The organism is Serratia sp. SCBI, assembly GCF_000747565.1.
Classification (GTDB): domain Bacteria; phylum Pseudomonadota; class Gammaproteobacteria; order Enterobacterales; family Enterobacteriaceae; genus Serratia; species Serratia ureilytica.
Map to the genome: position 1 here is coordinate 4398459 of NZ_CP003424.1, position 18551 is coordinate 4417009.

Below are 18551 nucleotides of genomic sequence, written 5' to 3' on the forward strand. Positions count from 1 at the left end.
TTTTATACCGCAGGCAGTTCCGCCAGCGGCCAGCGCGGCCGCACCGACACGCTCAGCTCCGGGTTGGCGCCGCTCTTCAGCCGCACCATGCCGGCATAGGCGATCATCGCGCCGTTGTCGGTGCAAAATTCCGGGCGGGCATAGAACACTTCCCCGCCGCGTTTCTGCATCATCTCCGCCAGTTTGGCGCGCAACGTGCGGTTGGCGCTCACGCCGCCGGCCATCACCAGGCGTTTGAAGCCGGTTTGCTCCAGCGCGCGTTTGCATTTGATCGCCAGCGTATCCACCACCGCATCCTCGAAAGCGCGGGCGATGTCGGCACGCGTCTGATCGTCGTTGCCGTTGGAGCGTATGGTGTTGGCGGCGAAGGTTTTCAGGCCGGAGAAGCTGAAGTCCAGCCCCGGACGATCGGTCATCGGCCGCGGGAAGGTGAAACGCCCCGCCGTGCCCTGCTGCGCCATCTTCGACAGCATCGGCCCGCCGGGATAATCCAGGCCGAGCAGCTTGGCGGTTTTGTCGAACGCTTCGCCGGCGGCATCGTCGATCGACTCGCCCAGCAGTTCATATTCACCAATGCCGGTGACGCTGATCAGCTGGGTGTGGCCGCCGGAGACCAGCAGCGCGACGAACGGGAACGCCGGCGGGTTATCTTCCAGCATCGGCGCCAGCAGGTGGCCTTCCATGTGGTGCACCGGCACCGCCGGCACGTTCCAGGCGAACGCCAGCGCACGCCCGACGGTAGCGCCGACCAGCAGCGCGCCTACCAGGCCCGGCCCGGCGGTATAAGCCACGCCGTCGATATCGGCCGGGGTCAGGTTGGCCTCTTTCAGCGCCGCCTGAATCAGCGGCACGGTTTTGCGCACGTGATCGCGGGAGGCCAGTTCCGGCACCACGCCGCCGTAGTCGGCGTGCAGCTTCACCTGGCTGTATAATTGGTTGGCCAACAAACCGGTTTGATCGTCATACACTGCAATTCCGGTTTCATCGCAGGACGTTTCTATACCCAGTACTCGCATTACATTTCCCATCATTCACGTGCGGCCGCCAGTCTACCACATTCCGCCGCATTTACCGCCGATGCGGCGCATCTTGTCACCGGCTTGCGCCTATGTCGATGATTCATCCAGAAAATGCCCGAGCGATTAAACACGAGCATTTTTTCTGATTAGTCTATAATCAGCGCCCGGTGCAAAATTGCGCACGTTGCGGCAGAGCGACGCGGGTTTCAATTTGCGGTGATGCTTTACAAAGCAGCATCCATTGGAGTAAAATTCCGCACCATTTTGAAAAGGCTGGCGCTTGGCCAGCAGCAAACCGAATTTTATTGAGGTGAGAGGCACATGCCGGTAATTAAAGTACGTGAAAACGAGCCATTTGACGTTGCTCTGCGTCGTTTCAAACGCTCTTGCGAAAAAGCGGGTGTTTTAGCTGAAGTTCGTCGTCGTGAGTTTTATGAAAAACCAACTACCGAACGTAAACGCGCTAAAGCTTCTGCTGTGAAACGTCACGCGAAGAAACTGGCTCGCGAAAACGCACGCCGCACTCGTCTGTATTAATTCTTCGGGGGCAACCCCACCGCGTGAATTTCTGATTTTCAAAATCGCGCAGACCGAGTAGTTGCATACGAAGGCCGTGCTTTCCGAAAGGAATGCGCGGCTTGTTCTCGTTTATAGGCTAATGAAGTAAGGGCTTATGGCTGGACGAATTCCGCGCGTATTTATCAATGACTTGCTGGCTCGCACCGACATCGTCGATTTGATCGACGCCCGCGTGAAGCTCAAGAAGCAAGGCAAGAACTACCACGCGTGCTGTCCGTTCCACCACGAAAAGACGCCTTCATTTACCGTTAATGGCGAAAAGCAGTTTTATCACTGTTTTGGGTGTGGTGCGCACGGCAACGCCGTCGACTTTTTGATGAATTACGACCGACTCGAGTTTGTCGAAACCATCGAAGAGCTGGCGACCATGCACGGGTTGGAAGTGCCTTACGAAGCGGGCACCGGGCCGACCCAGATCGAACGCCATCAGCGCCAGAGCCTATACCAACTGATGGAACAGCTCAGCGCGTTCTATCAACAGTCACTGCAGCAGTCCTCCGGGGCACCGGCGCGCAGCTATTTGCAGCAGCGCGGATTAAGTGACGACGTTATTCGCCATTTCGCCATCGGCTTCGCGCCGGCGGGATGGGACAACGCCCTGAAGCGTTTCGGCCGCGACACCGACTCGCGCCGCGCATTGAACGATGCCGGCATGCTGGTGACTAACGATCAGGGGCGTTCGTACGACCGTTTCCGCGAACGGGTGATGTTCCCCATCCGCGACAAGCGCGGGCGCGTCATCGCCTTCGGCGGCCGCGTGCTGGGCGACGGCATGCCCAAGTACCTGAACTCGCCGGAAACCGAAGTTTTCCATAAGGGCCGCCAGCTGTATGGCCTGTATGAAGCACAGCAGAATCACCCAACCCTGCAGCGGCTGCTGGTGGTGGAAGGGTATATGGACGTGGTGGCGTTGGCGCAATTCGGCATCGATTATGCCGTCGCCTCGCTCGGAACCTCGACGACGGCTGAACACATTCAGCTGCTGTTCCGCGCCACCGACAACGTCGTCTGCTGTTACGACGGCGACCGCGCCGGCCGCGAAGCGGCCTGGCGGGCGCTGGAAACCGCGCTGCCGTACCTGAACGACGGGCGCCAGCTGCGGTTCATGTTTTTGCCCGACGGCGAAGACCCGGACACCCTGGTGCGCAAGGAAGGCAAAGAAGCCTTCGAACAGCGAATGGAGCAGGCGCAACCGCTGTCCACTTTCCTGTTCGAAAGCCTGCTGCCGCAGGTGGATTTGAGCAGCCCGGACGGGCGCGCCAAGCTGAGCACGCTGGCGCTGCCGCTGATTACTCAGGTGCCGGGCGAAACGTTGCGCTTGTACCTGCGTCAGGAGCTCGGCAACAAGCTGGGGCTGCTGGACGACAGCCAGCTCGACAAGCTGATGCCCAAGCAGGCTGAAAATGCGAATCCTTATCAGGCGCCCCAGCTAAAACGCACAACCATGCGTATACTGATAGGGTTACTGGTGCAAAATCCGCAGTTGGCTACACTTATCCCTTCGCTGGAAGGGTTGGAGCAGACCAAACAGGCGGGATTGCCGCTGTTCGTCGAACTGGTGCAGACCTGTTTGGCGCAGCCGGGCCTGACAACCGGGCAATTGCTGGAGCTGTATCGCGACAACAAATTCAGCCAGCAGCTTGAAACCTTGGCGACCTGGAACCATATGATCGTTGAGGACATGGTCGAACAGACTTTTTTGGATACGTTGGCCAGCCTGTACGACTCGGTGCTCGAGCAACGGCTGGAAACGCTGATCGCGCAGGCCAGAACGCGCGGCCTGAGCCCGGAGGAACGTGAAGAAGTCCGTTCCCTCAACCAGGTTTTAGCGAAGAAAAACTGAATACCAAACGGCTTAAGTGCCGATAATTGCGAGGGCAGAGCCCTGCACAGTGCCGCCATAGTGGGCCGCGGCGATAACGAAAACGCCCCAAATGCTATTGTTGGCGGTTTCGCCGACCGACACCAACCTAAATACTCTGAAGTGTGGATACCGTCTTATGGAGCAAAACCCGCAGTCACAGCTGAAGCTACTTGTCACCCGTGGTAAGGAGCAAGGCTATCTGACCTATGCTGAGGTCAATGACCATCTGCCGGAAGATATCGTCGACTCCGATCAGATCGAAGACATCATCCAGATGATTAACGACATGGGCATCCAGGTGATGGAAGAAGCACCGGACGCCGATGACCTGCTGCTCGCCGAAAACTCGAACAGCACGGACGAAGATGCGGAAGAAGCCGCCGCACAGGTTCTGTCCAGCGTGGAATCCGAAATCGGCCGCACCACCGACCCGGTGCGCATGTACATGCGCGAAATGGGTACCGTCGAACTGCTGACACGCGAAGGCGAAATCGACATCGCCAAGCGCATCGAAGACGGCATCAACCAGGTGCAGTGCTCGGTTGCCGAATACCCGGAAGCCATCACCTACCTGCTTGAGCAGTACGATCGCGTCGAAGCGGGCGAAGCGCGCCTGTCCGATCTGATCACCGGCTTCGTCGATCCTAACGCGGAAGAGGACATCGCCCCAACCGCGACCCACATCGGTTCCGAACTGTCGAGCGAAGAGCAAGACGACGACGAAGAAGATGAGGATGCCGAAGACGACGACACCGAAGACGACAACAGCATCGATCCTGAGCTGGCGCGTCAGAAGTTCGCCGAACTGCGCGATCAGTATGAAGCGACGCGTCTGGTGATCAAAAAGAACGGCCGCAGCCACGCCAGCGCCGCGGACGAGATCCTGAAGCTGTCTGAAGTGTTCAAGCAGTTCCGCCTGGTGCCGAAACAGTTCGACTTCCTGGTCAACAGCATGCGCACCATGATGGACCGCGTTCGCACCCAGGAACGCATCATCATGAAGCTGTGCGTTGAACAGTGCAAAATGCCGAAGAAAAACTTCGTCACCCTGTTCGCCGGCAACGAAACCAGCGACTCCTGGTTCGAAGCGGCGCTGGCGATGGCCAAGCCATGGTCGGAAAAGCTGAAAGACGTGGCTGAAGACGTGCAGCGCAGCCTGCAGAAACTGCGTCAGATCGAAGAAGAAACCGGCCTGACCATCGAGCAGGTCAAAGACATCAACCGTCGCATGTCGATCGGTGAAGCGAAAGCCCGCCGCGCGAAGAAAGAGATGGTTGAGGCCAACCTGCGTCTGGTTATTTCCATCGCCAAGAAATACACCAACCGCGGCCTGCAGTTCCTGGATCTGATCCAGGAAGGCAACATCGGCCTGATGAAAGCGGTAGACAAGTTCGAATACCGCCGCGGCTACAAGTTCTCGACGTACGCCACCTGGTGGATCCGTCAGGCTATCACCCGCTCCATCGCCGACCAGGCGCGCACCATCCGTATTCCGGTGCATATGATTGAGACCATCAACAAGCTCAACCGTATTTCGCGCCAGATGCTGCAAGAGATGGGCCGCGAGCCGACGCCGGAAGAGCTGGCCGAGCGCATGCTGATGCCGGAAGACAAGATCCGCAAGGTGCTGAAGATCGCCAAAGAGCCAATCTCGATGGAAACGCCGATCGGCGACGACGAAGATTCGCATCTGGGCGACTTCATCGAGGATACCACCCTCGAGCTGCCGCTGGATTCCGCGACTTCGGAAAGCCTGCGTTCCGCCACCCACGACGTGCTGGCCGGCCTGACCGCGCGCGAAGCGAAAGTGCTGCGCATGCGTTTCGGCATCGACATGAACACCGACCACACGCTGGAAGAGGTTGGCAAGCAGTTTGACGTTACCCGTGAGCGTATTCGTCAGATCGAAGCCAAGGCGCTGCGCAAGCTGCGTCACCCAAGCCGCTCCGAAGTGCTGCGCAGCTTCCTGGACGACTAAGTCCGGCGGTTGCACTCAAAACAAAAACCCCGGCCTGCCGGGGTTTTTTTTATGCCTCAGAACATGCTGTTGCCGCTGGCGGTTTTCTCCGGCACCGGCTGCGTCACGTCCCAGTGCTCAACGATTTTTCCGGCGCTGTCGAGACGGAAGATATCGATGATCGCCGCGGTTTTACCGGCCTCGCGCCCGCTGACTTCCACATGCAAAATCACATAGTCACCGTCGACGAACGCCTGTTTTACCTCACTGTGCGAGTTGGGATAACGCGTTTTCAGCAGCTCGACAAATTGACGAAAACCCGCCACGCCGTCTTTGGCGTTGGGGTTATGCTGCTTGTACTGTTCGCCCAAAAACGGCCGCGCCGCCGCAAAATCCTTGTTGTTCAGCCCCTGCCGATAAAACTCCAGCACGTTCTGCTTGTTGCGCGCTTCCTGTGGCGAATGTTCCTGTGGCGAATGCCCCGCCTGTGCAGCGCCGGTCACCAATAACAGCGCCATCACACAGCCTTTCATTATCGATGTCATCGCATACTCCCTTATGTCATTGCAGCGCCAGGAACAGCTCGCGATAGCTGGCGGTAAGCTGCTCCAACGTGGCGCGGTTCAAGCCGCTGGGGTTGGGCAATACCCACACCTCGGTTTGCCCCAGCATCATCGCCTGCTTGCCCCAGGGCGCGTTTTTCACCCCGAAGGCGGTGGTGAACGCCTGCTTGCCTAAAATCGCCAGCGCGCGCGGCTGGTAGCGCAGGATCTTCTCTTGCAGCGCCTCACCGCCGCTGCGCAACTCGTCGCGCGACAGCTCGCTGGCCGCCACCGTCGGGCGCGCCACCAGCGCGGTAATGCCGCAGCCGTTATCCTTCAGCTGCTGCCACTGCTCCGGTGCCAACTGGCTCTCGGTAAAGCCTGCCTGATGGATCACCTTCCAGAAGCGGTTGCTGCCGTTGGCGAAAGGGTAGCCCTGATGGGCGGAAGAAAGGCCGGGGTTGATGCCGCAAAACACCACCCGCAGGCCAGGCGCCAGAAGTTCCATGAGTATCGTGAGTCCATTGCAGGGATTTACTGCGGTTATCGCAAAATCCGCCAGCAATTACAACAGGCTAGAACTGTGCAGAAAAGCAACATACGGGCGGGTAACAGTAGACCGCCGCTTAAGGATTCCCTATAATCTCGCGGCTTGGCCCCTTAGCTCAGTGGTTAGAGCAGGCGACTCATAATCGCTTGGTCGTTGGTTCAAACCCAACAGGGGCCACCAAATTTTAGCTGTTTTCACAGCCTTACAAGCCATCCTGTCCGGGATGGCTTTTTTGTTTCCCGCCGCCGTGCCACACTTCCCTCTCGGCATTCCTGATTTATTTCGACTCAAAAGGACCCTGCATGATCGTCAACTGCGACCACGACAACCTCGACGCCTGGCTGGCACTGCGCTCGGCGCTGTGGCCCACCAGCCCGTTGGAAGAACACCGCGCAGAAATGCGCGAGATATTGGCTTCGCCGCACCACACCGCGTTTATGGCGCGGGGGCTGGACGGCGCTTTCGTTGGCTTTGCCGAGATCGCGCTGCGCTACGATTACGTCAACGGCTGCGAATCGTCGCCAGTGGCGTTTTTGGAAGGGATTTACACCGTCGAACGCGCCCGCCGCCAGGGCTGGGCCGCGCGCCTGATCGCGCAGGTGCAGGAGTGGGCGAAGCAGCAGGGGTGCAGCGAGCTGGCGTCGGATACCGACATCGCCAATCTGGACTCCCAGCGCCTGCATGCGGCGCTGGGCTTTGCAGAAACGGAGCGGGTGGTGTTTTACCGCAAAACGCTGGGCTGATCAGGCGGCCTTGCTTTGCCGCTGATGCGCCAGCTGCTCGGCGCGCAGCAGGATCTCCTGCAGGTCGTCCTCGTCGATATCGAACAGATCTCCCTCCATCAGCGCCTCGTGCAGATCGGCGCGGGTGATGGCAACGGCATCGATCGGCAGATTGGCCGGCTTGGCCTCCGCCGGCGCCAGCGCGTGCGGGTAGCGTCGCCCGGCCAGGTTATTGAACAGAATGGCCAGCACCGCCAGCAGCACCGAGTTCAGCAGCACCGGGTAAAGCACAAAGTGATAGCCCATTTGGTGAATGCCGGGGCCGCCGAGGATGGCGGTCAGCGCCACCGCGCCGCCCGGCGGATGCAGGCAGCGCAGCTTGAACATCAGGCCGATGGCCACCGCCGCCGCCGCGCCGCAGGCCAGGCCCGGATCGGGGATCAGCAGACCGACGCTGACGCCCACCGTCGCCGCCAGCGCATTGCCGCCGACGATCGACCAGGGCTGCGCCAGTGGGCTGTTGGGCACGCCGAACAGCAGCACCGCCGAAGCGCCCATCGGCGCGATAAACCACAGGTTCACCTCACCCAAAATAAAGTGGCTGATCCAGCCGGCGAGCATCAGCCCCAAACCGGCGCCGACGCTGGAAATCAGCATCTCTCGCTTGCCCACCGCCAGCGGGTGCGGCCACAGGCGCGCAACTCCCACTCTTACCCGTTCTATCCACTGCGTCTTCATGTTACCCGATACGGCTCAATTCACGTGTTGGCAACAAATATATCACGTCGCGCCAGCGCCGCCGTCCGCCGCGTCATAAAAGAACTTTTAGGCTAACAGATTGATTTTTAGCCTCCCCTCAACAATGATGAATGTTCCCCCCCTTAACCCCGAGGAACCGCCGATGTCTCAACCGATCACCGAGCTTTACACCGACAGTGAATTTTTCAGCCCGTACGCCATGTCCGCCTTTGTCGTGCTGACGGAAAAAGGCATTCCGTTCACCGTGAAGCCGGTGGACCTGGCGAAAGAAGAGAACAAAGAGGCGGCCTACGCGGCGCTGTCGCTCACCCGCCGGGTGCCGACGCTGGCGATCGGCGAGTTCCAGCTCTCGGAGTCTTCGGCGATCGCCGAATACCTGGAAGACATCCACCCGGCCCACGCCGTATACCCGCGCGACGTGAAGCTGCGCGCCAAGGCGCGCGAGATCCAGGCCTGGCTGCGCAGCGATCTGCTGCCGATCCGCGCCGAGCGCTCGACCGAGGTGGTGTTCAACAACGGCAAGTTCCCGCCGCTGTCCGAAGCCGCGCAGGAGGCCGCGCGCAAGCTGATCGCCGCCGTGGAAAAACTGCTGAGCCACGGGCAGGATAATCTGTTCAGGGAGTGGTGCATCGCCGACACCGATCTGGCGCTGATGCTCAACCGGCTGGTGATGCACGGCGATCCGGTGCCGGAGCGCGTGCGCCACTATGCGCACAAGCAGTGGCAGCGCCCGTCGGTGCAGGCCTGGCTGGCATTGTCGGAAAAACGGCGCGCGTGAGAAAAAAATCGGCGGCCACGACGCCGCCGTTCTCAATGCCGAGAAACAACATCACTGCTTGAGGGAAGGCAAATCACCATCCAGAGGGCAGATAGCCTAACAATGAAGCGATGGCGTACACCGCGCTGGCCAGGTACAGCAACACAATGCTGATCTGCAGCAGCGGATGCGTGATCCAGTTACACTGCCAGCGTGGGGTTTGGTCGCCGTGTTTGCGCGCGCCGCGCAGGATCAGCATCGGCATGATCGACAGGATCACCCCGCTGAACACCCCGGCGAAGTAGAGCGCGTTGACGAACGACACCAGCCCGCTGTAGGCCAGCACGAACGGCGGCACCACCACCAGCAGCAGCACGCCGAAACGGCGCAGCGGCAGCTCGTCGTTGCCCAGCCTAAACTTGTCGAAAATATTGGTCAGAAAGCTGCCGCCCAATCCCCAGTACGAGGTCAGCATCGCGCACAGCGCAAAGATGTTGGCGGAGAAGAACGCCCACTGCCCCAGCGCCTGGCCCCAGGAAATGGTGGCCACGTCGGAGATGTCATCCAGCCCGCTGAGCGCAATCACCGACATCGGCACCGCCGCCAGCAAAATGAACGTCACCACCATGCCGACAATGATCGCCTTCGGCAGTTGCTCCGGTTTGTCGGCAAAGCCGCGCGCCATTTCCGGCACGATGTATTGCGCCGAGAAGCAGAACACCACCACGTTGAACACCGGCACCATATAGCGCCAGTCGCCGTCTAACAGGTTGCGCATCTGGGTGGTGTCTTTCAGCAGCGTCGCCGCCACCAGGGCGGTCAACATCACCACCATGCCGATGCTGATGAACTTCTCGCCGCGGCCAATCGCTTTCAAACCGAGGTACAGCACGCCGGCGGCGGGCACGAAGAACAGCAGGCTGCCCAGCGCCGGCGAGATGCCGAACAGCGATTGCAGCAGCTTGCCGCTGCCGGTCATATAGGCGGTGAGCGCCCCAACGCTGTTGACGCACACCGAAGCGAACATCAGCCAGGCGCCCAGGCCGCCGACGTAGCGCTTCGCCAGCCCGCTCAGCTGCAGATGCGCGCGGGTGCGCAGCGTGGATTCGGCAACGTACAGCATGGTGATGGTGGTCAGGCTTCCCACCAGCACCAGCCAGAACAGCAGCGGCAGAAAGCCGGCCTTGCTGGAGGCGTAGGCGATGGAGAGCACCCCGGCGCCGATGTTGGTGCCGACGATCATCGCCACCCCTTCGAGGAAACTTAACGATTTGGCGGGTGCAGGTGCTCGCACCCCGGCGGCAAGCGCCGGAGAAACAGAGATATTATCAGACATGCATCATCCTTTATCGCCCGGCGACGCTGGCCGCCGGGATGGGTTAACGTCCTGACGCTCAACAGCTCACATCGATACACAGGTATTTCAGCTCCAGATATTCTTCTATCCCGTAGCGCGATCCTTCACGCCCGAGCCCTGACTGTTTCACGCCGCCGAACGGCGCCACTTCGTTGGAAATCAGCCCGGTGTTGATGCCGACCATGCCGTACTCCAGCGCCTCCGGCACGCGCCACTGGCGCGCGGCGTTCTGCGTGAACAGGTAGGCGGCCAGGCCGAATTCGGTGTCGTTGGCCATGGCGATGGCTTCTGCCTCGTCATGGAAGCGGAACAGCGGCGCCACCGGCCCGAAGGTCTCTTCTTTGGCGAAGCGCATCTTCTGCGTCACGCCGGTCACCACCGTTGGCTGGAAGAAGGTGCCGCCCAGCGCGTGCGGCTGGCCACCGGTGGCGATCTGCGCCCCTTTGATCAGCGCGTCGTCGATATGGCTCTGCACCTTCGCCACCGCATCGCTGTCGATCAGCGGCCCCTGGGTGGTGCCTTCCTGGCTGCCGTCTCCCACTTTCAACTGCTCGACCGCCGCCACCAGTTTCTCCGCCAGCCGCTCGTAGATGCCGTCCTGCACGTAGATACGGTTGGCGCACACGCAGGTCTGGCCGCTGTTGCGGAATTTGGAGGCCATGATGCCCGCCACCGCCGCGTCCAGATTGGCGTCGTCAAACACGATGACCGGCGCATTGCCGCCCAGCTCCAGCGACAGTTTCTTGATGCTCGGCGCGCACTGCGCCATCAGGATGCGGCCGACCTCGGTCGAACCGGTAAAGCTCAGCTTGCGCACCACCGGGCTGTCGCACAGCACTCTGCCCACCTGCGCCGCTTCGCCGGTCACCACCTGCAACACGCCGGCGGGAATGCCGGCGTCCTGTGCCAGCTTGGCCAGCGCCAGCGCGGTCAGCGGCGTTTGCTCGGCCGGTTTGACGATGATGGCGCAACCGGCCGCCAGCGCCGGCGCCACCTTGCGGGTGATCATCGCCGCCGGGAAATTCCACGGGGTGATGGCCGCGCACACGCCGATCGGCTGCTTCACCACCACCAGACGCTGCGAAGCCTGCGGCGCCTGCAATACCGCGCCGTCCACCCGCTTGGCCTCTTCGGCGAACCAGGTGATGAACGACGCGGCGTACGCCACTTCACCGCGTGCTTCCGCCAGCGATTTGCCCTGCTCGGCAGTCATCAGCTGCGCCAGATCTTCCTGTGCGGCCAGCACCTTGTCGGCCCAGGCCAACAGCAGCGCGGAACGCTGCTTGGCGGTCAGCTGTTTCCAGTCGTTTTGCGCCCGCTGCGCCGCCGCGATCGCCTGCTGGGTTTCCTCTTCGCTGACCAGCGGAATGCTGGCCAGTTCGGCGCCGGTGGCCGGGTTGATCACCGCTTCGCGTTTGCCACTCAGGGCATCGCACCATTCGCCGTTGATCAGACACTGGCTGCGCAACAGCTCGGGATTATTCAATTTCATGCCGATCGCTCCTTAGTGGGCCAGCGCGCGGGACAGAATGCCCATCGCCTTGGTGAACTGATCGTCCGGGATGGTCAGCGGGTAGAGGAAGCGGATCACGTTGCCGTTCACGCCGCAGCTCAGCAGCAGCAGCCCTTCCTCCATCGCCTTCTGCTGCACCTGACGGGTGATCTCCGCCGAAGGCTTGCCGGTAACCGGATCGTTGAACTCCACCGCCACCATCGATCCCTGCGCGCGCACATCGGCGATCGCCGGGCTGGTTTTGTGCGCCTGCTGGAGCACTTCCACCAGGTGCTGACCCAAGCGCTGAGCGCGCTGGCACAGCTGCTCTTCGTCGATCACGTCCAGCACCGCGTGCGCGGCGGCCACCGCCAGCGGGTTACCGGCATAGGTGCCGCCCAGCCCGCCCGGCGCCGGCGCGTCCATCACCTCGGCGCGGCCCGCCACCGCCGACAGCGGCATGCCGCCCGCCAGGCTTTTCGCCATAGTGATCAAATCGGGCTTAACGCTGTAGTGCTCCATGGCGAACAGCTTGCCGGTACGGGCGAAGCCGGTCTGCACTTCGTCGGCGATCAGCAGGATGCCGTGCTGGTCGCACAGCGCGCGCAGCGCCTGCATGAAATCGGCCGGCGCCACGTTGAAACCGCCCTCGCCCTGCACCGGCTCCAGCACAATGGCCGCCACCTGTTTGGGATCGATATCCGCTTTAAACAGGCGATCCAGGCTGTTCATCGCGTCTTCGGTGGTCACGCCGTACAGCGCGTTCGGGTACTGGCCGTGGAACACCGAGCCGGGGAATGGGCCAAAGCCCAGTTTGTAAGGCGCCACTTTGCCGGTCAGCGCCATGGTCATATAGGTGCGGCCGTGGAAGCCGCCGCCGAAGGTGATCAAGCCCGGACGGCCAGTGTAAGCGCGGGCGATCTTCACCGCGTTTTCCACCGCTTCCGCGCCGGTGGTGAAGAAAGCGGTTTTACACGGACCGGCGATCGGCGCGCGCTGGTTGATGCGCTCCGCCAAAGAAACATAGCTTTCGTAAGGAACGATCTGATAGGCGGTGTGGGTGAAGGCCTGCAGCTGCTTTTCAATTGCGGCGATCACCTTCGGGTGACGGTGCCCGGTGTTCAGCACGGCGATCCCCGAAGCAAAGTCGATCACTTCTTTGCCTTCCACATCCCACAGCGTGGCGTTCTCTGCGCGCTCGGCGTAAAAACCACACATCACGCCCACTCCGCGCGGGGTGGCGTCCTGACGGCGTTGGTTCAATTCTGCGTTTTTCATGCTGTTCTCTCCGGTCGGTGCCAGTTACACGTTTCGTTCACATTCGTGAAACAATGCCGTTTATTTACACAGGATGTGGCCCTATAATCGAGTGCCAGTTACGAATAATTGAGGGATCCAATTGCGCTCATTGAGTGGTGATCTGTTGCTGCAGCGCCTCGGCGAACAGCCCGATGACAAGCTGCACAAGCGGCTTTACAACGCGATCCGCACCAGCATTCTCGACGGCAGCCTGCCGCCCTCCAGCCGCCTGCCCGCCTCACGCGATCTGGCGCAGGAGCTCAGCCTGTCCCGCAACACCGTGTTAACCGTTTATGAACAACTGCTGGCGGAAGGCTACGTGTCGGCGCGCGCCGGCAGCGGCACCTTCGTCGCCGACACGGTGCCGGACAGCTGCCTCTCCACCGGCGGCGCCCCGGCGGACGGCAGCGGGCAACCGCGACGCGTCGAACTGTCGGCGCGCGGCGCCACGCTGCTGCACCACGCCAGCGCCAGCCCCAAACAGTGGGGGGCGTTCATTCCCGGCGTCCCTGACGTCAACGCCTTTCCCCATCAGTTGTTCAGCAAGATCCAGGCGCGCCTCAGCCGCCGCCCGACGCCGCAGCGGCTGACCTACAGCAATCAGGGCGGCAGCCCGGAGCTGCAGCATGCGTTGGTGGAGTATTTACGGGTGGCGCGCTCGGTGCGCTGTTCGCCGGAACAGATCCTGATCACCGAGGGCATCCATCAGGCGATCGATCTGGTGACGCGCATGTTGTGCAATCCGGGGGATGACGCCTGGATCGAAGAGCCGGGCTATTGGGGGATCCGCAATATTCTGCGCATCAATGCGCTGAACATCTGCCCGCTGGCGGTGGACGAAGCCGGGCTGGTGCCGCCGGAGCAGCCGACCAACCCGCCGCGGCTGATCTTCGTCACCCCGTCGCACCAGTATCCGCTCGGCTCGGTGATGAGCCTGGCGCGCCGCCAACGGCTGCTGGCGCTGGCGCGCAACGCCGGCGCTTGGATCGTCGAGGACGACTACGACAGCGAATTCCGCTTTTCCGGCCAACCGATCCCGGCGCTGCAGGGGCTGGAAGCCGACGCGCCGGTGATTTACATCGGCACCTTCAGCAAAACACTCTACCCGGCGCTGCGCCTCGGCTATGTGGTGTTGCCGCCGCCACTGGTGCAGGCGCTGAAAACCGCCCACGCCGAGCTGTACCGCGGCGGGCACCTGCTGATCCAGAGCGCGCTGGCGGAGTTCATCCAGGCGGGGCACTACACCGCGCATATCCGCCGCATGCGGCTGCTGTACGCCCGGCGGCGCGCCTTCCTGACCGGCTTGATCGAACGGCACCTCGGCAAACAGGCGCTCAGCGAGTTCAACAGCAACGCCGGATTGCACCTGATCCTCAACCTGCCGGACGAGGCCGACGACGTGGCGATCGCCGCCGCCGCCGGCGCGCAAGGGGTGCTGGTGCGGCCGCTGTCGCGCTACTACATGCTGCCCAATCGGCGGCGCGGCCTGCTGATGGGTTTTGCCTGCGTGCCGGAAGAGCAGATGGCCGCCGCCTTCACCCAACTGCTGGCCTGCATCAACGCCCCGCACTAAGTCAGAGCGCCGCCCACCTGCCTCACCAGGCCTGAAGCCACCAGCCGTCCGCCTGTCGGTGCAGGCGGTGCGTCGGCCGCAGCGCCTGCAGGAAGTCTTCGTCGTGCGACACCACCAGCATCGCGCCGGGGAAATCCGCCAGCGCGGTTTCAATCGCCAACGACGACGCCAGATCCAGGTGGTTGGTCGGCTCGTCGAGCAACAGCAGCTGCGCCGGTTGTCGCCGCCACAGCGCGCAGGCCAACGCCGCCTTGAGCCGTTCACCGCCGCTCAGCGAGCCCAGCGGCAACGCGATGCGATCCGCGCCAAGCTGCAACTGCGCCAGCCGGGTGCGCAGCGCGCCTTCCGCCAACGGCGAATCCTGTAGCCCCAGATGCTCCATCACCGACAGGCCCGGGTCGAGCTGCGACAGGGTTTGATCGAGGTAGGCGGTCGACAGCGGACAATGACAATGGCCGGAAAGCGCCGCCAGCCGGCCGAGAATAGTCTTCAGCAAGGTGGATTTACCGCAGCCGTTGGGGCCGGTCAACGCCACGCGCATCGGGCCGTCGATACGCAGATCGAGCGGCGGCGCGCTGACGAACGGCAGCTGCAGCCGCTCGAGCACCAGCACCTGCTTGTTCGCGTTCACTTCGCTGCCCGGCAGCGCCAGCAACACCGGCTGTTCCTCTTCCACCCGCTGGTAGGCTTCGCGCACCGCCGCATCGAGGCTGTCGCGCCGATCCTGATGCTGTTTGCGCAGCGTGCCGAGGCTCTCTTTCGCCGCCGACTTGTAGGCCACCCGCTCGAAAGAGGCGATATTCAGCGTATCGACGACGCGCAGCGTTTGCGCCGAGCGCCGCTGGCTCATGTCGTGCTCTTTCTGTTGGCGGGCGCGGGTACGGCGGCGCTCCTCGCGCGCATGCTCCAGATCGGAGCGCGCCGCCTGCTGCTCCGTATCGCGCTGGCGACGGTAGTCATCATAGTTGCCGCCGTAGCTGCGCAGCGCGCCGGGCGTCAATTCGACGATGCGCTCCATGCGCGCCAGCAGCTGCCGGTCATGGCTGGCGATCAGCAACCCGCCCCGCCACTGATCCAGCTGCTGATACAGCCAGGCGCGCCCGACGCTGTCGAGGTGGTTGGTCGGTTCGTCCAGCAGCAGAAAATCCGCCTCGCCGAGCAAGGCGCCGCACAGCGCCGCGCGCATCCGCTCGCCACCGCTCAGCGAACCGGCGGATCGCAACGGATCGAAGGCCGGCAGCCCGGCGGCGGCGAAGGCGTTTTGCAGGCGATCGTGGAGATCCCATCGCCCTTCCAGACGATCGATATCGTCCGCCAGCGGCCGCCCCTGCTCGAGACGCGCCAGCGCGGCGAACGCCTCGCCATAGCCCAACAGCTGGGCCAGCGTGGTGTCCGCGGCGATCTCCGGTTGCTGTGCAACGTAAGCTACTGCGGCATGAGATTCGACGTGCCCGTTGCCCGGTTGATCCAGCCCGGCGATCAGGCGAAGCAGCTGGGTTTTGCCGACGCCGTTGCGCCCTACCAGGCCGCAGCGCTGCCGGTCGAAAGCGAGATCCAGCGGGCCGAACAGCGTTTCGCCGTCAGCAAATTGGCAGGTCAGTTGATGTAAAACGAAATAAGGGGACTGCGCTGAATGAGCCATAAGCACTCCTGAATGAGATCAAAACATCCCCACAGGGCGCGAGAGCGCACAGCGTGGGACACGATATCAACAGGTGTGGGTGTTCATTTTCGGTAATGGCTCCGCAGAGAGAAGGAATTTACAACGCGTAAAGGCTAACCGATCTTTTGTTCGTTATGCAAACAGAGTCTGAGATTCATGACATCTATCACATTCGGCGCAACGCAAATTCCCAAGCGGCGCGACAACGGCTAGATTTATCTCATCCGACCACTTGTATTCACATAATTATAACAACGGGCCCCGATTTCACCCGATGGAGAGTGCAATGAGCAATTACCCTCACCTGCTGGCGCCGCTGGATCTCGGCTTCACCACCCTGAAAAATCGGGTGCTGATGGGATCGATGCATACCGGCCTGGAAGAGCTGCCCGACGGCCCGCAGCGCCTGGCCGCGTTCTATGCCGAGCGCGCCGCCGCCGGCGTGGCGCTGATCGTCACCGGCGGCATTGCCCCGAACGAACAGGGCGTGGTGTTTCGCGGCGGTTCGATCCTCAACAGCGAGGAGCAATTGCCTCACCACCGCCCGGTGACTGAAGCCGTCCACCGGGCGGGCGGCAAAATTGCGCTGCAGATCCTGCACACCGGCCGCTACAGCTATCAACCCAAGCTGGTGGCCCCTTCCGCGCTGCAGGCGCCGATCAACCCGTTTACGCCGAGCGCGCTCAGCGCAGCGGAGATCGAGCAGACTATCGCCGACTTCGCCCGCTGCGCGGCGCTGGCGCAGCAGGCCGGCTATGACGGCGTTGAGGTGATGGGATCCGAGGGTTATCTGATCAACCAATTCTTGACGACGCGCACCAATCAGCGCGACGACCAATGGGGCGGCAGCTTCACCAACCGCATGCGCTTCGCCGTCGAAACCGTCAGGGCTGTACGCCAGGCGGTGGGCCCGGAATTCATTCTGATCTACCGGCTGTCGATGCTCGATCTGGTGGAAGACGGCTCCAGCTGGCAGGAGATCGAGCAGCTGGCGCTGGCGATCGAACAGGCGGGCGCCACGATCATCAATACCGGCATCGGCTGGCACGAAGCGCGTATTCCGACCATCGCCACCATGGTGCCGCGCGCCGGATTCAGCTGGGTGACCCGCAAGCTGATGGGCAAGGTCAGCATCCCGCTGATCACCACCAACCGTATCAACGATCCGGCGGTGGCCGAGCAGGTGCTGGCGGACGGCTGCGCCGACATGGTATCGATGGCGCGTCCGTTCCTCGCTGACGCCGCCTTTGTGCAAAAAGCCGCCGAGGGGCGCGCCGACGAGATCAATACCTGCATCGGTTGCAACCAGGCCTGCCTCGACCAGATCTTTGAAGGCAAGCTGACTTCCTGTCTGGTCAACCCGCGCGCCTGCCGTGAAACCGAAATGCCGCTGACAATGGCGGAAAAGCCGAAAAAACTGGCGGTGGTCGGCGCCGGCCCCGCCGGGCTGGCGTTTGCCACCACCGCCGCCAGCCGTGGTCATCAGGTGACGCTGTTCGACGCCGCCGAGCAGATCGGCGGCCAGTTCAACATCGCCAAGCAGATCCCCGGCAAGGAAGAATTCCATGAAACCCTGCGTTACTTCCGCCGTCAGCTGGCGCTGCGTGAAGTGACGGTCAAACTGGGCGCCAAAGTCGAGGCGGCGGATTTAAGCGAATTCGATGAGGTGATCCTCGCCTGCGGCATCGTGCCGCGCACCCCGGATATTCCCGGCATCGGGCACGCCAAGGTGCTGAGCTATCTGGATGTGCTGCGCGATAAAAAACCGGTCGGCCAGCGGGTGGCGATCATCGGCGCCGGCGGCATCGGCTTCGACACCGCCGAGTACCTTAGCCAGCACGGCGTCTCCAGCAGCCTGGATCAGACGGAATTCAACCGCGAATGGGGCATCGACGGCCGCCTTGAGCAACGCGGCGGGCTGGCGGCGCAAGGCCCGCAGGCACCATGCGCCGCCCGGCAGATCTACCTGTTGCAGCGCAAAACCAGCAAGGTGGGCGAAGGCCTGGGGAAAACCACCGGTTGGATCCACCGCGCCAGCCTGGCGATGCGCGGCGTGAAGATGCTCAATAGCGTCAGCTATCGGCTGATCGACGATGAAGGGCTGCACATCACCCGCGCCGAGCAAGACAGCTGCCTGCCGGTGGACACGGTGGTCATTTGCGCCGGGCAGGAACCGCGCCGCGAACTGCAGCAGCCGCTGCTGGCGATGGGGAAAACCGTGCATCTGATCGGCGGCGCCGACGTGGCCGCCGAGCTGGACGCCCGCCGCGCGATCGATCAGGGCACGCGGCTGGCGATGGCGCTGTAAAAAAGGGGCGCACCGCGCCCCTGATATTGATGACAAACCTCATCCCTATGCCGGGGTGGCAGAGAGCAGCGAATAGAAAACAAGGAAAATCAATTTATTGATTTTCGGCT

The 18551-nt window shown here is 62.2% G+C and carries 15 protein-coding genes and 1 tRNA gene; 8 read left to right on the forward strand and 8 right to left on the reverse strand.

Annotated features, from left to right (window positions below):
- Window positions 1-2: 2 nt before the first annotated feature.
- Window positions 3-1016, reverse strand: a complete 1014-nt coding sequence (gene tsaD / locus SERRSCBI_RS20510) for a tRNA (adenosine(37)-N6)-threonylcarbamoyltransferase complex transferase subunit TsaD (protein WP_004937199.1) — start codon at window positions 1014-1016, stop codon at window positions 3-5.
- Window positions 1017-1340: 324 nt separating this feature from the next.
- Here tsaD and rpsU point away from each other — a divergent pair, with 324 nt between their 5' ends.
- The 3 genes from rpsU to rpoD all read left to right on the forward strand — a co-directional run bounded on the left by rpsU (window position 1341) and on the right by rpoD (window position 5440).
- Window positions 1341-1556 (forward strand): 30S ribosomal protein S21, encoded by a 216-nt coding sequence (gene rpsU, locus SERRSCBI_RS24360; protein WP_001144069.1) that lies wholly within the window; start codon window positions 1341-1343, stop codon window positions 1554-1556.
- Window positions 1557-1692: 136 nt separating this feature from the next.
- Window positions 1693-3441, forward strand: coding sequence for a DNA primase (gene dnaG / locus SERRSCBI_RS20515; RefSeq protein ID WP_033651286.1), 1749 nt, complete (start codon window positions 1693-1695; stop codon window positions 3439-3441).
- 157 nt (window positions 3442-3598) lie between these two features.
- Complete coding sequence (rpoD, locus tag SERRSCBI_RS20520) at window positions 3599-5440, forward strand: RNA polymerase sigma factor RpoD (RefSeq protein ID WP_025304326.1); 1842 nt, start codon at window positions 3599-3601, stop codon at window positions 5438-5440.
- A 56-nt stretch (window positions 5441-5496) separates the two neighbouring features.
- Here the strand turns inward: rpoD and SERRSCBI_RS20525 are convergent, their stop codons facing one another.
- Together SERRSCBI_RS20525 and mug are read right to left on the reverse strand one after the other, a co-directional pair.
- Window positions 5497-5964 carry an ester cyclase gene (locus tag SERRSCBI_RS20525; RefSeq protein ID WP_042785405.1) on the reverse strand — a complete coding sequence of 156 codons (468 nt, stop codon included), beginning with the start codon at window positions 5962-5964 and terminating at the stop codon, window positions 5497-5499.
- 16 nt (window positions 5965-5980) lie between these two features.
- Entirely contained in the window at window positions 5981-6469 is a 489-nt protein-coding gene (gene mug / locus SERRSCBI_RS20530) for a G/U mismatch-specific DNA glycosylase (RefSeq protein WP_033644588.1), read from the reverse strand.
- 146 nt (window positions 6470-6615) lie between these two features.
- Here mug and SERRSCBI_RS20535 point away from each other — a divergent pair.
- Window positions 6616-6691 (forward strand) — tRNA-Ile (locus SERRSCBI_RS20535).
- Between the two features lie 122 nt (window positions 6692-6813).
- Window positions 6814-7254: an aminoglycoside 6'-N-acetyltransferase gene (gene aac(6'), locus SERRSCBI_RS20540; protein WP_042785406.1), complete on the forward strand. Its 441-nt coding sequence runs from the start codon at window positions 6814-6816 to the stop codon at window positions 7252-7254.
- Here the strand turns inward: aac(6') and SERRSCBI_RS20545 are convergent, their stop codons facing one another.
- Window positions 7255-7971, reverse strand: coding sequence for an HPP family protein (locus SERRSCBI_RS20545; protein ID WP_042785407.1), 717 nt, complete (start codon window positions 7969-7971; stop codon window positions 7255-7257).
- Window positions 7972-8134: 163 nt separating this feature from the next.
- On the opposite strand from SERRSCBI_RS20545, the gene yfcF reads away from it, so the two are divergent.
- A complete protein-coding gene (gene yfcF / locus SERRSCBI_RS20550) occupies window positions 8135-8770 on the forward strand; it encodes a glutathione transferase (RefSeq protein WP_004937171.1) in 636 nt (211 codons plus the stop codon).
- Window positions 8771-8843: 73 nt separating this feature from the next.
- Here the strand turns inward: yfcF and SERRSCBI_RS20555 are convergent, their stop codons facing one another.
- From SERRSCBI_RS20555 to SERRSCBI_RS20565, 3 genes are read right to left on the reverse strand one after another with little or no spacing between them, the layout of a single operon-like run.
- Entirely contained in the window at window positions 8844-10085 is a 1242-nt protein-coding gene (locus SERRSCBI_RS20555) for an amino acid permease (protein ID WP_042785408.1), read from the reverse strand.
- 58 nt (window positions 10086-10143) lie between these two features.
- The gene (locus SERRSCBI_RS20560) at window positions 10144-11598 is read right to left on the reverse strand and encodes an NAD-dependent succinate-semialdehyde dehydrogenase (RefSeq protein ID WP_042785409.1); all 1455 of its coding nucleotides are present in this window, start codon (window positions 11596-11598) and stop codon (window positions 10144-10146) included.
- 12 nt (window positions 11599-11610) lie between these two features.
- Window positions 11611-12876, reverse strand: coding sequence for a 4-aminobutyrate--2-oxoglutarate transaminase (locus SERRSCBI_RS20565; RefSeq protein WP_042785410.1), 1266 nt, complete (start codon window positions 12874-12876; stop codon window positions 11611-11613).
- Between the two features lie 121 nt (window positions 12877-12997).
- Here SERRSCBI_RS20565 and SERRSCBI_RS20570 point away from each other — a divergent pair, with 121 nt between their 5' ends.
- Window positions 12998-14470, forward strand: coding sequence for a PLP-dependent aminotransferase family protein (locus SERRSCBI_RS20570; RefSeq protein WP_042785411.1), 1473 nt, complete (start codon window positions 12998-13000; stop codon window positions 14468-14470).
- 22 nt (window positions 14471-14492) lie between these two features.
- On the opposite strand, the gene SERRSCBI_RS20575 is transcribed toward SERRSCBI_RS20570, so the two are convergent.
- On the reverse strand, window positions 14493-16112 hold the full coding sequence (locus tag SERRSCBI_RS20575; RefSeq protein WP_042785412.1) for an ABC-F family ATP-binding cassette domain-containing protein: 1620 nt from the start codon (window positions 16110-16112) through the stop codon (window positions 14493-14495).
- Window positions 16113-16419: 307 nt separating this feature from the next.
- Between SERRSCBI_RS20575 and SERRSCBI_RS20580 the strand changes: the two genes are divergently transcribed.
- A complete protein-coding gene (locus SERRSCBI_RS20580; RefSeq protein WP_042785413.1) occupies window positions 16420-18441 on the forward strand; it encodes an FAD-dependent oxidoreductase in 2022 nt (673 codons plus the stop codon).
- Window positions 18442-18551: the final 110 nt, after the last annotated feature.